This is a genomic window from Clostridium sp. 1001275B_160808_H3 (assembly GCF_015550425.1).
Classification (GTDB): Bacteria; Bacillota; Clostridia; order Clostridiales; family Clostridiaceae; genus Clostridium.
In genome coordinates this window covers 50,773-65,821 of sequence record NZ_JADNAT010000015.1, presented here as the reverse complement: position 1 = coordinate 65,821, position 15,049 = coordinate 50,773, and the positions used below count along the sequence as shown (strand labels likewise).

The 15,049-nt window shown below is 27.0% G+C and carries 13 protein-coding genes; 8 read left to right on the top strand and 5 right to left on the bottom strand.

What is annotated here, in order from left to right; all coding sequences use genetic code 11:
• Position 1: 1 nt before the first annotated feature.
• Positions 2 to 748, bottom strand: a complete 747-nt coding sequence (locus I2A75_RS12390) for a polysaccharide deacetylase family protein (RefSeq protein ID WP_195264901.1) — start codon at positions 746 to 748, stop codon at positions 2 to 4.
• Positions 749 to 1,069: 321 nt separating this feature from the next.
• Between I2A75_RS12390 and I2A75_RS12385 the strand changes: the two genes are divergently transcribed.
• The 4 genes from I2A75_RS12385 to dut all read left to right on the top strand — a co-directional run bounded on the left by I2A75_RS12385 (position 1,070) and on the right by dut (position 6,073).
• Entirely contained in the window at positions 1,070 to 2,347 is a 1,278-nt protein-coding gene (locus tag I2A75_RS12385; RefSeq protein WP_195264899.1) for a uracil-xanthine permease family protein, read from the top strand.
• 145 nt (positions 2,348 to 2,492) lie between these two features.
• Entirely contained in the window at positions 2,493 to 4,733 is a 2,241-nt protein-coding gene (locus tag I2A75_RS12380) for a bifunctional diguanylate cyclase/phosphodiesterase (RefSeq protein ID WP_195264897.1), read from the top strand.
• 95 nt (positions 4,734 to 4,828) lie between these two features.
• Positions 4,829 to 5,488 carry a prealbumin-like fold domain-containing protein gene (locus I2A75_RS12375; RefSeq protein WP_195264895.1) on the top strand — a complete coding sequence of 220 codons (660 nt, stop codon included), beginning with the start codon at positions 4,829 to 4,831 and terminating at the stop codon, positions 5,486 to 5,488.
• A 144-nt stretch (positions 5,489 to 5,632) separates the two neighbouring features.
• Entirely contained in the window at positions 5,633 to 6,073 is a 441-nt protein-coding gene (gene dut / locus I2A75_RS12370) for a dUTP diphosphatase (RefSeq protein ID WP_195264893.1), read from the top strand.
• A 79-nt stretch (positions 6,074 to 6,152) separates the two neighbouring features.
• Here dut and I2A75_RS12365 read toward each other — a convergent pair whose 3' ends face one another.
• Together I2A75_RS12365 and I2A75_RS12360 are read right to left on the bottom strand one after the other, a co-directional pair.
• Positions 6,153 to 8,072: an ABC-F family ATP-binding cassette domain-containing protein gene (locus tag I2A75_RS12365; RefSeq protein ID WP_195264891.1), complete on the bottom strand. Its 1,920-nt coding sequence runs from the start codon at positions 8,070 to 8,072 to the stop codon at positions 6,153 to 6,155.
• Positions 8,073 to 8,505: 433 nt separating this feature from the next.
• Entirely contained in the window at positions 8,506 to 9,723 is a 1,218-nt protein-coding gene (locus tag I2A75_RS12360) for a 6-phosphofructokinase (protein ID WP_195264889.1), read from the bottom strand.
• A gap of 189 nt (positions 9,724 to 9,912) precedes the next feature.
• Here I2A75_RS12360 and I2A75_RS12355 point away from each other — a divergent pair, with 189 nt between their 5' ends.
• Positions 9,913 to 10,467: a manganese efflux pump gene (locus I2A75_RS12355; protein WP_195264887.1), complete on the top strand. Its 555-nt coding sequence runs from the start codon at positions 9,913 to 9,915 to the stop codon at positions 10,465 to 10,467.
• Between the two features lie 62 nt (positions 10,468 to 10,529).
• Positions 10,530 to 10,940 carry a Fur family transcriptional regulator gene (locus tag I2A75_RS12350; protein ID WP_195264885.1) on the top strand — a complete coding sequence of 137 codons (411 nt, stop codon included), beginning with the start codon at positions 10,530 to 10,532 and terminating at the stop codon, positions 10,938 to 10,940.
• Between the two features lie 96 nt (positions 10,941 to 11,036).
• On the opposite strand, the gene I2A75_RS12345 is transcribed toward I2A75_RS12350, so the two are convergent.
• Together I2A75_RS12345 and I2A75_RS12340 are read right to left on the bottom strand one after the other, a co-directional pair.
• A complete protein-coding gene (locus I2A75_RS12345; RefSeq protein WP_195264883.1) occupies positions 11,037 to 11,834 on the bottom strand; it encodes a metal ABC transporter permease in 798 nt (265 codons plus the stop codon).
• Positions 11,835 to 11,860: 26 nt separating this feature from the next.
• Positions 11,861 to 12,532, bottom strand: coding sequence for a metal ABC transporter ATP-binding protein (locus I2A75_RS12340; RefSeq protein ID WP_195264881.1), 672 nt, complete (start codon positions 12,530 to 12,532; stop codon positions 11,861 to 11,863).
• 245 nt (positions 12,533 to 12,777) lie between these two features.
• Here I2A75_RS12340 and I2A75_RS12335 point away from each other — a divergent pair, with 245 nt between their 5' ends.
• Positions 12,778 to 13,176 carry a DUF6762 family protein gene (locus tag I2A75_RS12335; RefSeq protein WP_195264878.1) on the top strand — a complete coding sequence of 133 codons (399 nt, stop codon included), beginning with the start codon at positions 12,778 to 12,780 and terminating at the stop codon, positions 13,174 to 13,176.
• Positions 13,177 to 13,207: 31 nt separating this feature from the next.
• A complete protein-coding gene (gene pepF, locus I2A75_RS12330) occupies positions 13,208 to 15,010 on the top strand; it encodes an oligoendopeptidase F (protein WP_195264876.1) in 1,803 nt (600 codons plus the stop codon).
• Positions 15,011 to 15,049: the final 39 nt, after the last annotated feature.

Sequence of the window (15,049 nt, the reverse complement as noted above, 5' to 3'; positions counted from 1 at the left end):
ATTATTTCTTTGTTACTTTGTATAACTCTGGAGTATTTTCATCGATAGCTTTAAAAGTATATCCATTATCTTTATAATATTTAATTATAGAAGGTAAAGCTTTAGCGGAATTTTTATTTATATATGTACAGTGCATTAAAATTACAACAGTATCCTTATCTTGACTTTTACATGCTTTCTTTATTATGCATTCAGGAGATGAGTTAGGATTTGCACCATCGCCGCTATCGGTATTCCAGTCATATATTTTAAAATTATTTTCATGTAGTGTATCTACTAATTTTTGTGTTAACTTGTAAGATTGATTATTACATCCAAATGGAAATCTTAAAATATTATATTTTTCTCCTGTAACCTCATATAATGTTTCTTGATCTTGTTTCATTTCTTTTAAAAAACCTTCATTTTCACAATATAATTTATTTCTATTGTGGGAAAAACTATGAAGTCCAATACTATGACCTTCATTTTTCATTCTTAAAATAGTATTTTCTTGTCCTTTAATTTGGCATCCTATAACAAAAAAAGTGGCTGGAACATTTTCTGCTTTTAATGTATCTAAAACTTGAAGTGTAATTTTCCCTCCAGGACCATCATCAAAAGTAAGATATACTACTTTTTCCTGCCTACTCTCGTTAGATGAATCTTCTGTGATTTCTATGGCATGAGTATTAGTTATAAATGAGAAAGATAATATAATAGCCATAGAAATTGTAGATAACTTCTTTCTAAAATTTTTAAATTTCATATTAATATCCTCCTAAAACTTATTATGCTAGTACTAGTATTCCTAAAAATTCAAAGAATACAATATTTATTATATGGAAATTAAAATTTATATTGAAATAATAGTAAGTAGATGATATAATTTTGAAAAAAGAAAATTCATTCTTTAAATTAGTCCAGAGAGGCTCAAAAGAAGTAAAATTATTGTAGGATTATTATAACTTCTCTGGATATTTATAGAGAAGTTTTTTTATTTAAAAATACCTTTTTAAATTAGTCCAGAGAGGCTAGAAAAGGAGAAATAGGAATTTCTCCTTATTAATAAAAATAGGGAGGTCATTAAATGGCACAATATGTAGAGACGAAAGAAACAAATAGTTTAAGTAATGTGAAGAGAGGCTTACTAAAAAGCGTTTTAGGCCTTCAACATTTAATAGCAATGTTTGGAGCAACGGTCTTAGTCCCTATAATAACAGGACTTGATCCATCAGTTGCTTTATTTTCAGCTGGAATAGGAACTATTATATTTCATTTATGTACTAAAGGTAAAGTTCCTGTGTTTTTAGGATCTTCATTTGCATTTATTCCGGTAATTGGTGCAGTTGCAACTCAATATGGTGATTTAAGATATGCTCAAGGTGGGATGTTTGTAGCAGGATTAATTTATGCTTTAGTCTCATTTATAGTAAAAAAAATAGGAGTATCTAAGATAAGAAGTATTTTGCCAGCACAAGTTGTTGGCCCGATGATAGTAGTTATAGGTGTAAATCTTATACCAACAGCTTTAGATATGGCAGGAGTAAATTCATTTATAGCTGGAAAAGCAGGTTCAGGAAAAGAATTAATAATAGCAATAATAACATTAGGACTAGCTTCATGCATAAAAAGATTTACTAAAGGGTTTATATCACAGTTATCTATAATAATTGCTGTAATAGTCGGCTATACATTAAGTTTAGTATTAGGACAAGTTGACATAACTGCAATTCAAAATGCAAGTTTTATAGCAGTACCAAAATTTACTTTGCCAAAGTTTGATTCAGGTGCGATAATGATAGTAGTTCCAGTTATACTTGCTGTTTTTATGGAGCATATAGGAGATATAACAACTAATGGTACTATAGTAGGAAAGAATTTTATTGAAGACCCAGGTCTAAATAGAACTTTATTAGGAGATGGTCTTGCTACTATGACAGCATCGCTTATAGGTGGACCTGCTAATACTACATACGGAGAAAACACAGGTGTATTAGCAATAACTAAAAACTATGATCCATCTATATTGAGATTAACAGCAGTTTTTGCAATAATATTAAGTTTTATAGATAAGTTTGGAGCGGTAATTAGAACTATACCTTCATCAGTCATGGGCGGAATAAGTATAATGTTATTTTCAATGATAGCATTAGTTGGAGTAAATACAGTTAGGAATGAAGGTGTAAAATTTAATATAAAGAATATAATAGTTATAATAACAATTATATTTATTGGATTATCAGGATTATTTATGCCAAAGGCTATAGGGATAAATATAACAGATACAGTAAGTATATCAGGTTTAAGTTTGTCAGCGCTTGTAGGTGTTACATTAAACATAATATTAACGAAGATATTTAAATAAATAATAAAAGAGTAAAATAGACGAATGTGACATATTTACATACGTCTATTTTTTTTAATTTTATCAAGTTAAAATTATGTTAATATGTGGAAGAATATGATAAAATATATAATTATTAGAATATAATTTTAAAGGAAGGGCACTGGTGATAATCTTGAAAAAAAGAAAAAAGAATAGTATTTTCATATTTACTACTCTGTGTTTAATTATATTAATAGTTAAAAGTAATTTTGATAATTTGACTTCATTATTATTTATCATGTTCTTTATTATTTTATTGTTAATGATTAGATTGATTTATACAAATAGGAAATATAAAAAGCTATATAAATTAGCAGAATCAAATAAGAGAAGATATAGAATGGCTATAGATGCATTGGAAGGTGCAATTTGGGAATGGAATAGTGAAAATAATAAATTATATATGTCTAAAAAGATGAAAGAGATTTTAAAAACTAATAATGACATAGAGAGCTTTGAAGAATGGTTTTCATTTATTGTTGAAGATGAAAGAGAAGATATAAAAATTTTCATTGAAAACATTATACATAATAGGATATTAGATAACTTTTTTTTAGAATCATCTATAATAGATTTTTCGGGAGAAAAGCTATTACTTAAAGTACAAGGAAAGGGAAAGATAAGAAATAATATTTTTTATTTGTCTGGATTTATTACAGATATAACTGAAAGAAAAAGAGTAGAAAATATGAATAAGGTTATAGAAAATAAGAATAGATTAGCTGTAGAGGGCTCTAAAGACATTGCATTTTGGTGGAATGTTAATCAAAACATTATATCAATTGATTATAGTATTAGAGAGTATTTAGAAATTAGAGGGGAAGGCGACGTACTAATTTCAGATAAAAGTTGGCAGAAGTTTATACTAGAAGATGATATTGATATATATAATAAGAAAATAGATAAGGTTCTAAATTCAAAAAAAGAAGAATTTTATTCTATAGAGTATAGAATATTAAGTAAGGATAATAGAGTTGTATGGCTTCAAAGTAAAGGAAAAAAGACATTAGAAAAGAATGGGGATTTATTTATTCATGGAGCTCTTTCCGATATAACGGATAGGAAGGAAAAGGAACTTGAAATTAATTATTTAAGTTTCAATGATGAAGTTACTGGGATTCCTAATAGAAGGTTTTTTGTAAGAGAGGTTACAAATCATATAAAAAACTATCCTAATGAAAAAATCGCATTTATTTTTATAGATTTAGATAACTTTAAATATGTCAATGATACATATGGGCATGATGCTGGAGATTTACTTTTAATTGAGTTTGCAAAAATTATTAATAATATGGAGATAAAAGATTCTCTTTTTGCTAGATATGGCGGAGATGAATTTATATTAGTGCAATATAATATACAAGAAAAGAATAAAATTAAATACATTTTAGATAATATAATAAAAAAGTTAAGTAATCCAATAATAATAAATGAAAAAGAAATTTTTTGTACATTAAGCATAGGGGTTAGCGTATATCCCATAGATGGGGGTGATATGCCTATTTTATTAAAAAGAGCAGACATGGCTATGTATCTTGCAAAAGTTAATGGAAAAAATAGATATGAGTTTTTTGACATAAAAATATTAGAAATTCTAAATAGAGAATTTGATATAGAAAAGGGATTAAGAGTTGCTGTAGATAATAACGAAATAAAAATGCTATATCAACCTAAGATTAAAGTAGATACGGAAGAGGTTATAGGGTTTGAATCGCTTGTAAGATGGAATAGTAAGTCCTTAGGACCAGTATCACCAAGTGAATTTATACCAATAGCAGAAAGTTCAGGGCTTATAATACCTATAGGAAAATACATAATAAATGAGAGTTTTAAAAAGTGCAAAGAATTAACATTAATAACTACTAAAAAGTTTAAAATGGCTATAAATTTATCAGAGGTGCAAATTAGAGATGAAGATATAGTTTCGTTTATATCTGAATCATTAAAATTCTATGATTTGAATTCTGAATATATAGAATTTGAAATTACAGAAAGTATAATAATGAAATCAGCAGAAAAAAATATAAACACATTAGAAAAATTAAAACATATAGGAGTTTCGTTGGCGTTAGATGATTTTGGAACAGGATATTCATCATTAAGTTATTTAAGAACTTTGCCTATAGATGTATTAAAGATAGATAAAAGTTTTATAGATGGAATAGTTGTTGAAGAAAAAAGTGAGTATATAATAAATAGTATTGTTGAACTTTCACACTACTTAAGCCTCTTAGTAGTTGCAGAGGGGGTTGAAACTAAAGAACAGCTAGATTTTTTAAAGAAAATTAGTTGTGATGTTATTCAAGGGTATTATTTTAGCAAACCTATTGAATTTGATGAAGCTGTTAAAATGATTTCTTCTTAAATAAAAAGTGTCTTTTGACACTTTTTTTTATTATTTTATCACCAAAATTATAGGTGAAGCATATTATGTAACTATATTATGCTTTGGAGGTATATATGAAAATAGTTATCGACGATCAATATCATAGTGATGAAAATAATAATAATAATGAAGATCAATATACTGTAGATGAAAATGGAAATTTAAATTTATTTATTCAAGTTGATGGGGAAGTTAGAGAGGATAACTCTACAGGAACTATTAATAGAGACAACATATGCAATAATCAAGAAGAAGAAATAATAGAAAGTGATTTTAGTGATCAAGTTTGTAGTGAGGGACAATATGAAAATCCTTATGACAGACTATATTCAAATATAGAAGATAAATTACAAGGTATCTCACAAGATAGCTCTCAATATAATCTACAAAATAATTATAATAATTATAATGAAGTGGAGGAAAAGGGTAGAATTGAAGTCATATCAAGGCTTGCAAGTAGAGAGGGTGTAGAGCTTAAGGGAGCAAGGATAAATTTATATTTATTAAATGGGATATCTCCTAAATTGTATAATTCAAAATTTACTGATGCAAATGGAAAAGTAGTATTCGATAATTTAGAAAATGGATGTTATAGGGTTATAGCAATAGTAGATAGAAGATTTTTTGAAAAGCCTTCATACTATACATGGAATGAAGTTACTATAGATAAAGATAATAAATCTGCAAATATATGTGTAGTAAATAAAATAAAATCTACTTATTACAGAAGATAGGATGGAGGAAAAATATTTATACACTTATAAAAAGAGATAAATTTAAGATTTAATTTATCTCTTTTTAATTTACCTAGAATAAGTATGGACATAAATAAGATTTACTTGTTACAATAGAATTAATATTTTGTTGGAGGAATACAAATGAATAAGTTAAAATTAAAAGTTCAAAAAATACATAATGAAGCTATAATTCCTAATTATGCACATAAAGGTGATGCTGGGTTAGATTTATACTCAGTAGAAGAGGTTTTAATTAATCCATCAGAAACAGCATTAATTAAAACTGGAATAAAGATAGAGTTACCACCTCAAACTGAAGCACAGGTTAGACCTAGAAGTGGATTAGCATTAAAACATGGAATTACTGTTTTAAATACACCAGGAACTATAGATGAAGGGTATAGAGGCGAAGTAGGTGTAGTATTAATAAACCATGGGAAGGAAGCCTTTATAGTTGAGAAAGGTATGAAAATTGCACAAATGGTAGTAAAACCAGTATGGTATGTTGAAGTGGATGAAGTAGAAGAGCTAAGTGAAACTGAAAGAGCGGAAGGTGGCTTTGGATCAACAGGAAAAAGATAAGTAACTTACAAGATATTACTAAAAATAGGAGCTGTCATAAGACAGCTCCTATTAAAATTAATAATTATGCAAAAGTGCTTTAATTAGATAACTTTTCCCATTCTTCATATAGGTTAGAGATTTTTTCCTCTAAGTCTCTTATTTCTTTATTAACTCTTCCGCTTTCAGAAGGATTAGAATAAATTTCTTCAAGGCAAAGTTCTTCTTGGAGAGACAACAATTTTTCTTCTCCTGTTGATATATCATCCTCTATTTTCTTTATTTTCAATTTTAAAGCTTTTTCTTCTTTTTCAATTTCTCTTTTTTTCTTCTTTTCATCTTTCAATTGAGTTTTAGTTTTTCCATTTGATAACTCTTCTAAAACTTCAAATCTATTAGGATTAATTTTCTTTTCTTGATAGTAACTATAATTTCCTAAAAATTCTTTAATGCCATCTTCGTTAAGCTCTAGGATTCTATTAATTACTTTATTTAGAAAGTATCTATCGTGGGATATAACCATTAATGTACCATCATAACTTAATAGAGCATCTTCAAGAGCTTCTCTAGACATTATATCAAGATGGTTTGTTGGCTCGTCTAATAATAATAAATTAGACCTTGATAACATAAGCTTTAATAAATTAATCCTACATTTTTCTCCACCACTAAGAGTGTTAATTATTTTAAATACATCATCTCCAGTAAATAAGAATGATGCTAATGCACCTCTTAATTTAGATGTGGTTAAATTAGGAAATTCATCCCATACTTCATCTAAAATAGTCTTATCTAGGTTTAAATTAGATTGTTCTTGATCGTAATATCCAACATTTACATTTGTTCCAAGTATAACTTTACCACTATCAGGATTTAAGTTATCTAAAATAATTTTAAAGAGAGTTGTTTTACCACGACCATTTTCTCCAATTAATGCTACTTTTTCGCCTCTTTTAAGATCTAAATTAAGATTTGAAAAGAGCTTATTATCTCCATAGCTTTTAGCTAGATTTTCAATATGAAGAACATCATGCCCACTTTTGACAGAAGTTTCGAATTGAATTTTAGACGCTTCTTTTTCCTTATCAGGAGCATCTATTCTATCCATCTTTTCTAAGGCTTTTTCTCTACTTTCAGCAGCTCTTATACTTTTTTCTCTGTTAAAGCTTCTAAACTTTTCTATTATTGCTTCTTGTCTTTTAATCTCAGCTTGCTGAAGATTATAAGCTTTAAGTTGAGCTTCATAATTTTTCTTTCTTTGATCAATAAATTTAGTATAAGGAACATTATAACAATTAACATGACCGTTAATAACTTCAAAGGTATTGTTTGTAACGGCATCTAAGAAAAATCTATCATGTGATATTACTAAAACAGTTCCTTTATAATTTTTTAGATATTCTTCTAGCCATTCAATAGCTTCTAGATCAAGATGGTTAGTTGGCTCATCAAGCAAAATTATGTCTGGATTTTTTAATAGTAGTTTACAAAGTGAAACTCTGGTTTTTTGTCCACCACTAAGAGTGTTTATAATTTTATCAAAGTCTTCTTCTAGAAAACCAAGACCTTTCAATACTCTAGATATTTCACCCTTATATGTGTACCCGCCTTTATGAGAATATAAATCTTGAAGAGTAGTGTAATCTTTTATAATTTTTTCATGATAAGCTGCATTATCCTCGTTATAAGGTTCAGCCATTTTTATTTCTAATGAATGTAATCTCTCTTCAATATTAAGAAGCTCTTTAAATACTAAATTCATTTCATCATATATAGTATTATTCAAATCTAAATCAACGTGTTGAGTTAAATATCCTATAGTTCTATTTTTATCTATAAATATTTCACCAGAATCCTGTGATAATTCTTTAGATATTATTTTAAACAAGGTTGATTTTCCTTCTCCATTTCCGCCAATGATTCCAACCTTATCACCTTCATTGATTGAAAAAGTAATATCTTTTAGTACATCTCTTATTCCGTAACTTTTCGATATATCTTTACAGCTTAAAACTATCATTTCATCCTCCTATGATTATCTTATATATCAAATACATTTAAACTTATAAATTTCAATAATTCCAATTTTATTATACTCTAAGGTGTTAAGGTAAGCAAATACACAAACTTTTATGTTTAGTTTTTAATAAAATAAAAATAATATTATATGTATATAAGTAAAAGGTGCAGTCTCAGAAATTTATTTAATATAAAATTTATTCAATTTCAAGTAAACTTTATTTCCTTAAAAAGTTAATTTATTATTTTTATAAAGGGGCTAACGAAACGTGAGCCCCTTTTAAACCACTGATTCTACTTGCTTAAAGATGTATTTAAACTTAAATAGAAATTTTGATCTATTATTTATATATGTGCAAAAAAAAGGAAGTTCGAATTAGAACTTCCATCTTTATAGGCCAATATCAAAATTTATTTTGATATTGCCATTTTTATTATTTTGATATTGTTTTAAATTTTGGTAAATGATTATCTATAACTAATGATGGAATTCCAGCAATAAGAGGTAAGAAGTAATCCAATGCTTCTTCTTTTATATGATTTCCTTCATCATTAATTAAATTCTTAGGAAAGTATTTAACATTATTAGCTATCTTATCTGCTTCTACAAGGAAGTGAGAAGTAGAATAAGGTGCGTTTGACTCTCTTTTTATAGCAACCATATATCCACTATTGCCTTCAAGTGCAAACTTTAATGCAGAGTATCCAGCTTCAAAAGCTTCATTTAAATCAATATCTGAAGAACAATGGATTGCACATCTTTGTAATACTCCTAATTCTAGAGATTTAACTCTAGATGTTATACCAGAATGTATTATTAAGTTTTTTAGGTATGAACCGACACCACCTAATTGTGCATGACCAAATTTATCATGAGCTTGCTTTTCAACTTCAGTTATAAACTTTCCTTCAGCATTTCTTATACCCTCTGAAACAACTATGAAAACTTTATTTTTTTCTTCAAATCTTTTTTTTACATCTAAAAGAAATTTTTCTATATCAAAAGCAACTTCAGGTAAATATATAAAATCTGCAACAGGCTCACCATTTATTCTAGCTGCGCAAGAAGAAGCTGCTAGCCAACCTGTATCTCTACCCATTGTTTCTAAAATAAATATTCCGTTATTTATGTAAACTGATGAATCTAAATATGTTTCTAGGGCTGTAGTTGCAATAAATTTTGCGGCACTTCCAAAACCAGGAGTATGATCAGTATACATTAAATCATTATCTATTGTTTTGGGAATACCAATAAACTTTATATCTATTCCAGTTTTTCTTGCATATTTGCCTAGTTTAGCAATGGTATCCATAGAATCATTACCACCTACATAAAAGAAGGCTTTTATGTCATTAACTTTCAATATATCTAAAAGCTTGTCATATTCTTCGCTTGATTCTTCTAAACTCTTCATTTTATATCTACAAGAACCTAAGCCAGAAGATGGTGTATACCTAAATGTATTTATTTCATCATCAGTAAAAGAAGATAATTCTATTATATTTCCTTTTAATATACCTTCTATTCCATTTAGACCGGCATATACTTTATCAAATGAACCTAAATCTTTATTTGCCTGCAATAAACCTACTACACTTGAATTAATAACAGATGTTGGACCTCCAGATTGAGCAATTATACAATTCGCCATTAAGTTACTCTCCTTTATATAAAACTACAAAATATGATATACTTTTTCAAATATTATATACTCTATTTAATAATATACAATAAAATTTGTCTTATTAAAAGTACTTATTTAAAAAAAATAATACATAAATACTATACTTTATAATTATATATAGAATAGAATTATATAATTTGGAGGAGTTTCTAGAAGATGGGATTAAAAGAAGTAATTTTAATAGGTGTGGCTATGGCTATGGATGCACTTGGACTTAGTATAAGTTTAGGGATAAATCCTATATTAAAAAGAAGAAATAAAATAGGGTTTATAGTATCATTTGCTTTCTTTCAGTTTTTATTTATATTTTTAGGCGGAATAGGGGGAAAGTTTTTTGATACATATATAGTTGCTATACCTAACGTAATAGGTGGAGTTATAATAGCCTTAATAGGATTTATAATGATACTAGAAGCGTTTAAAAAGAATGATAATGATGAGTCGGTTTTAATAAGAAAATCAATGTATATGATTTTAGGTATGTCAGTAAGTATTGATGCTTTAGTAGTTGGATTTACGGCATTTCATGAAGTAAATGAAATATTATTATTTGTTGATGCTATTTTGGTAGGATTAATAACATTACTTATATGTACAATTGGTTTTTTTATGTGTAGATATGCTAGGCGAGTTGATTTTATATGTAAGTATGCTGATTTATTAGGTGGAGTAATATTATTAATACTGGGAATTAAAATGATATTTTTTTAATATTTAATATGTGGAATATTAGTGTTATAATTATATAAAGATTAGAACGTTAGGAGAATAAAATGAGCTGGGAAAATTATTTAAAAGAAAATGGAATGAGAGTAACAGCAGGAAGAATTTCAATTTTAAATATAATAGAGTCTTCAGATAAAGGGCTATCAGCAGAAAATATATATTGTGAATGTAAAAAGCAAAATGAAAACTTAAATCTTAGCACTATATATAGAACACTAGAGTTACTTGAAGAAAAAGATATAATTAAGAAAATAAATATAGATGGACCTGCAATATATATACTAAAAAAAGAAAGTCATAAGCATACTTTAAAGTGTGATGTTTGCCATAAGTGTGTTGAAATACCTTGTCCGATGGAAGAAATAGAAGAAGCTATAAAGGCTAAAGTTGGATTTAGCTTAACTGAACATAAGTTGGAGCTTAATGGTATTTGTGATCAATGCAAGAATAATAAGTAAGATTTGTAATATAATAAATATAAAAGGATGTCGCACTCTTCTAAATTATAAATGGGATATTTTCTTATGAAAATATCCCATTTATAATTTTTAATATTATTTAAAATTTAAAAATTTATCTAGTATTATTACTATAATTAAAGTAAATACTGAAGTAAGTGCAATAGTACCTCCAGGAGCACTATTTACATAGTATGATAAGAATAGTCCTACCATAATATCAAACATTCCAAAGAATATTGAATATAATAAAGTTGTTTTAAAGCCTTTTTTTAATTGCATTGCAGTTGCAACAGGAACAACCATTATAGATGAAATCACAAGTATTCCCATTATTCTTATAGACATAGAAATAGTTGCACCAACTAATATAGTGAAAATATAGTTAATTAATTTTACTTTTATTCCCGCTGTTTTGGCACCTTCTTCATCAAAGGTAATATAAATAAGTTTATTATATAAAAATATAAGTGCTGTCAAGCAAACTATTCCTACAATTAATATCATAAATATATCTTGCGTAGAAACAGTAAGAATACTACCAAATAAAAAAGAATTAACTTTAGCTGAAGCTTTTCCACTACTTATAAGTATTATTGCTATACCTAAGCTAAAGGTTAAAACTAGTGACATAACAAGTTCAGCATATTTTTTATAATATTCTCTTAATAATTCAATAATTATTGCGCAAAGAGTTGTAAATAAAAATGCTGTTATAAGTGGATTAACCCCTATAACTAATCCTATAGCAACTCCAGCAAAAGAGGAATGTGATAATGTATCACCAATCATGGAGTAGCGTCTAAGCACTAAAAAAAGTCCTATGAAAGGACATAGTATTGATATTATAAAGCCAGCCATAAAGGCGTTTTGCATAAAATCTAATTGAAGCATATAATCTACCTTTCTTAATCATAAACTTAAATAGCATCATTTAACTTAAAATTATTATTTCTAAAATTCTTATATTCATCAACTGTAAATAATGTAATATTTCCATTATCTACTTTAAGTATATGAGTTGAATTATTTAAAGCAATATCTATATTATGTTCGATTGATATAATAGTCTTTTTATCTACTTGATTTAGTTTCTTTAAAATACTGTATATTTCAATTTGATTTGATTCATCAACGCCAGTAGAAGGTTCATCGAGAATAATTATATCTGGATTTCCCATTAAGGCTCTAGCAATAAGAACCCTTTGCTGTTGTCCACCTGATAGCATTCCCAAAAGTCTAGTTTTGTAATCTTTCATATTAACAGTTTCAAGAATAGAAGAAATATTTATATTATTATTTTTTAAACTTTTTTTATGACAAGATAAAACTTCTTTCACTGTAATAGGAAATTGAGAATTAAAAGAATCTAATCTTTGAGGAACATATCCAATAGAATTAGATTGAACTTCAATTGTACCAGAGGTTGGTTTTAATAAACCTAAAATTAGTTTTATTAGTGTTGTTTTACAACTTCCATTTTCGCCAACTATAGATAAATATATACCTTCAGGTATATTTAAATTTATATCTTTAAGTAAATATGGTGGTTTATTGGAATATGAAAAACATAAATCTTTTATATTAATCATTAAAAAAATCATCTCCTAAATAGTCTAGACTTATTATATATGAAAATGCAAATAGTTTGCAACAATTACTTTAGAGATATTAATATATTTGTTTGATTATTTATATTATAGACACATTAACTCTTTAACTATTCATTCTTAACAATTAACTCTTAACTATTTAATTCTGTTGATTTATATTATAAATAAAACATATAATATAGGTAAGTTATTAAAACTAAAGTAAAGATGTTGGAGGAATATACATGGATTTTTCAAGTTTAGTATTAATGGAAAAGGATAAGGATACGGGATTTATAACTAAGGAGCTTGGAAGTTTTCAAGTTTCAGAGGGAGCTTTATATGTAAAGAAACTTTTTGTTGTTAATGATGTTGTAAATTTATATTTTGATACAAATAAAGATGTTGAAGAATGGGAATACTCAGCAATATACGATGTTTTTAATTATGATGCCTTTATAAAAGAAGAGTTTGAAATTGAGGATATGTTAGATGAATATAATCCTACATTTTTAATAAAATTTAAATATGTAGATGATTATGAGGTTATGAAGGAAAGAATAACAAGATGTGTAGAATTAATTGAAGACTCTATGGAAAATGCTTTTAAGGATATTGTAGGAAAAGAAGAAGAATATAATTAGAAGGGAGGGCCTAAAAATTTAGGCAAAAATTATGAGTGAATCAAAGGTATTGAAAAAAAGAGAAGAAATCGAAGATAAATATAAGTGGAAGGTAAATAAAATATTTTCAACTGATGAAGAGTGGGAAAAAACTTTTGAAGATTTAAAAAAAGAGGCACCATCACTTAAGGATTTTGAAGGAAAATTAAATAATGAAGAAAACATTCTAGCTTACTTAAACAAATATGTAGATTTAGGCATAAAGGCTGAAATCGTATATGTATATGCTCATTTAAAATGTGATGAAGATACATCTAACCCTAAATATCAAGCTATGATGAATAAAGTAGATTCTTATATGGCAGAATTTGCATCATATACAGCTTATTTTGTACCAGAAATATTGTCCTTAGAAGATAATTTTATAAGAAATATTATAAATAGCAATGAAAAGCTAAAGATGTATTCATTTATGTTTGAAGATATATTAAAAGAAAAACCTCATATATTAAATAAAGAGCAGGAAGAATTATTAGCACAAGTTTCAGATTGTTTAGATGCTCCAGATTCAATTCACAATATGCTTACAAATGCAGATATGAAATTTGGAAAAATAGTTGATGAAGATGGTGAAAAAGTAGAATTAACTGAAGGAAATTATTCAGGGTTTATAAAAAGTAAGGATAGAAAAGTAAGAGAAGAAGCATTTAAAACTTTATTTAAGTCATATAAAGATTTAGAAAACACTTTTGCAACTACATTAACAAGTTCAATAAAGAACTTTAACTTTAGTGCAAAAGTTAGAAAATATAACTCTGCACTAGAAGCTTCATTAAAGCCAAATGATATACCGCTAGAAGTCTATAAGAATTCTTTGAAAACTATAGACGAAAATTTAAAATCTCTTCATAGATATGTAGCATTAAAGAAACAACTACTAGGATTGAATGAAATGCATATGTATGATTTATATGTTCCAGTTATTGAAATACCAAAAGAGCATATAGAATTTAACAATGCTGTAGATATGGTTTTAGAAGGATTAAAACCATTAGGAGATGAATATTTAAATATCTTTAAAGGCGGAGTTGAAGAAGGCTGGATAGATATATATCAAAACAAAGGTAAAAGAGGAGGAGCTTATTCTTGGGGTGGATATAAAACAATGCCATATGTTTTATTAAACTATAATTATGAGTTACATGATGTATCTACTTTAGCTCATGAAATGGGGCATTCTATTCACTCTTATTATTCAAGAAAAGAGCAACCATATATTTACGCAGGATATACGCTATTTTGTGCAGAAGTAGCATCAACTACTAATGAAGCACTTCTAATACATCATTTAATAAATAAAGAAACTGATAAGAAGAAAAAGTTATATTTAATAAATCAAGAATTAGAACAAATAAGAACAACAGTGTTTAGACAGCTTATGTTTGCAGAGTTTGAATTATATACTCATGAAAGCTTAGAAAAAGGAATACCTTTAACAGCTGAAGATTATAATAAAGCATGGCATGAGTTAAATGTTAAATATTTTGGAGCAGATATGATAGTTGATGAAGAAATTAATATTGAGTGGGCAAGAATACCACATTTTTATTCTGATTTCTATGTTTATCAATATGCAACTGGATATGCTGCTGCATCAGCTTTTGCAAAATCAATATTGGAAGGAAAAGAAGATGCAGTTCCTAAATATATTGAATTTTTAAAGAGTGGTGGTAGTAACTATCCAATAGAAATTTTAAAGAAAGCTGGAGTCGATATGACTACATCTAAACCTTTAGAAGCAACTATTGAAAGATTTAATGAACTTTTAGATATGCTAGAAAAAGAAATTAATTAAATTATTAATATTTAATAAGCAATTAGTAAATAGTTTACT

Bases quoted from the DNA above. Each gene is read 5' to 3' on its own strand.
- I2A75_RS12390 (WP_195264901.1), bottom strand. From the start codon at position 748: ATGAAATTTAAAAATTTTAGAAAGAAGTTATCTACAATTTCTATGGCT.
- I2A75_RS12385 (WP_195264899.1), top strand. From the start codon at position 1,070: ATGGCACAATATGTAGAGACGAAAGAAACAAATAGTTTAAGTAATGTG.
- I2A75_RS12375 (WP_195264895.1), top strand. From the start codon at position 4,829: ATGAAAATAGTTATCGACGATCAATATCATAGTGATGAAAATAATAAT.
- dut (WP_195264893.1), top strand. From the start codon at position 5,633: ATGAATAAGTTAAAATTAAAAGTTCAAAAAATACATAATGAAGCTATA.
- I2A75_RS12365 (WP_195264891.1), bottom strand. From the start codon at position 8,072: ATGATAGTTTTAAGCTGTAAAGATATATCGAAAAGTTACGGAATAAGA.
- I2A75_RS12360 (WP_195264889.1), bottom strand. From the start codon at position 9,723: ATGGCGAATTGTATAATTGCTCAATCTGGAGGTCCAACATCTGTTATT.
- I2A75_RS12355 (WP_195264887.1), top strand. From the start codon at position 9,913: ATGGGATTAAAAGAAGTAATTTTAATAGGTGTGGCTATGGCTATGGAT.
- I2A75_RS12350 (WP_195264885.1), top strand. From the start codon at position 10,530: ATGAGCTGGGAAAATTATTTAAAAGAAAATGGAATGAGAGTAACAGCA.
- I2A75_RS12345 (WP_195264883.1), bottom strand. From the start codon at position 11,834: ATGCTTCAATTAGATTTTATGCAAAACGCCTTTATGGCTGGCTTTATA.
- I2A75_RS12340 (WP_195264881.1), bottom strand. From the start codon at position 12,532: ATGATTAATATAAAAGATTTATGTTTTTCATATTCCAATAAACCACCA.
- I2A75_RS12335 (WP_195264878.1), top strand. From the start codon at position 12,778: ATGGATTTTTCAAGTTTAGTATTAATGGAAAAGGATAAGGATACGGGA.
- pepF (WP_195264876.1), top strand. From the start codon at position 13,208: ATGAGTGAATCAAAGGTATTGAAAAAAAGAGAAGAAATCGAAGATAAA.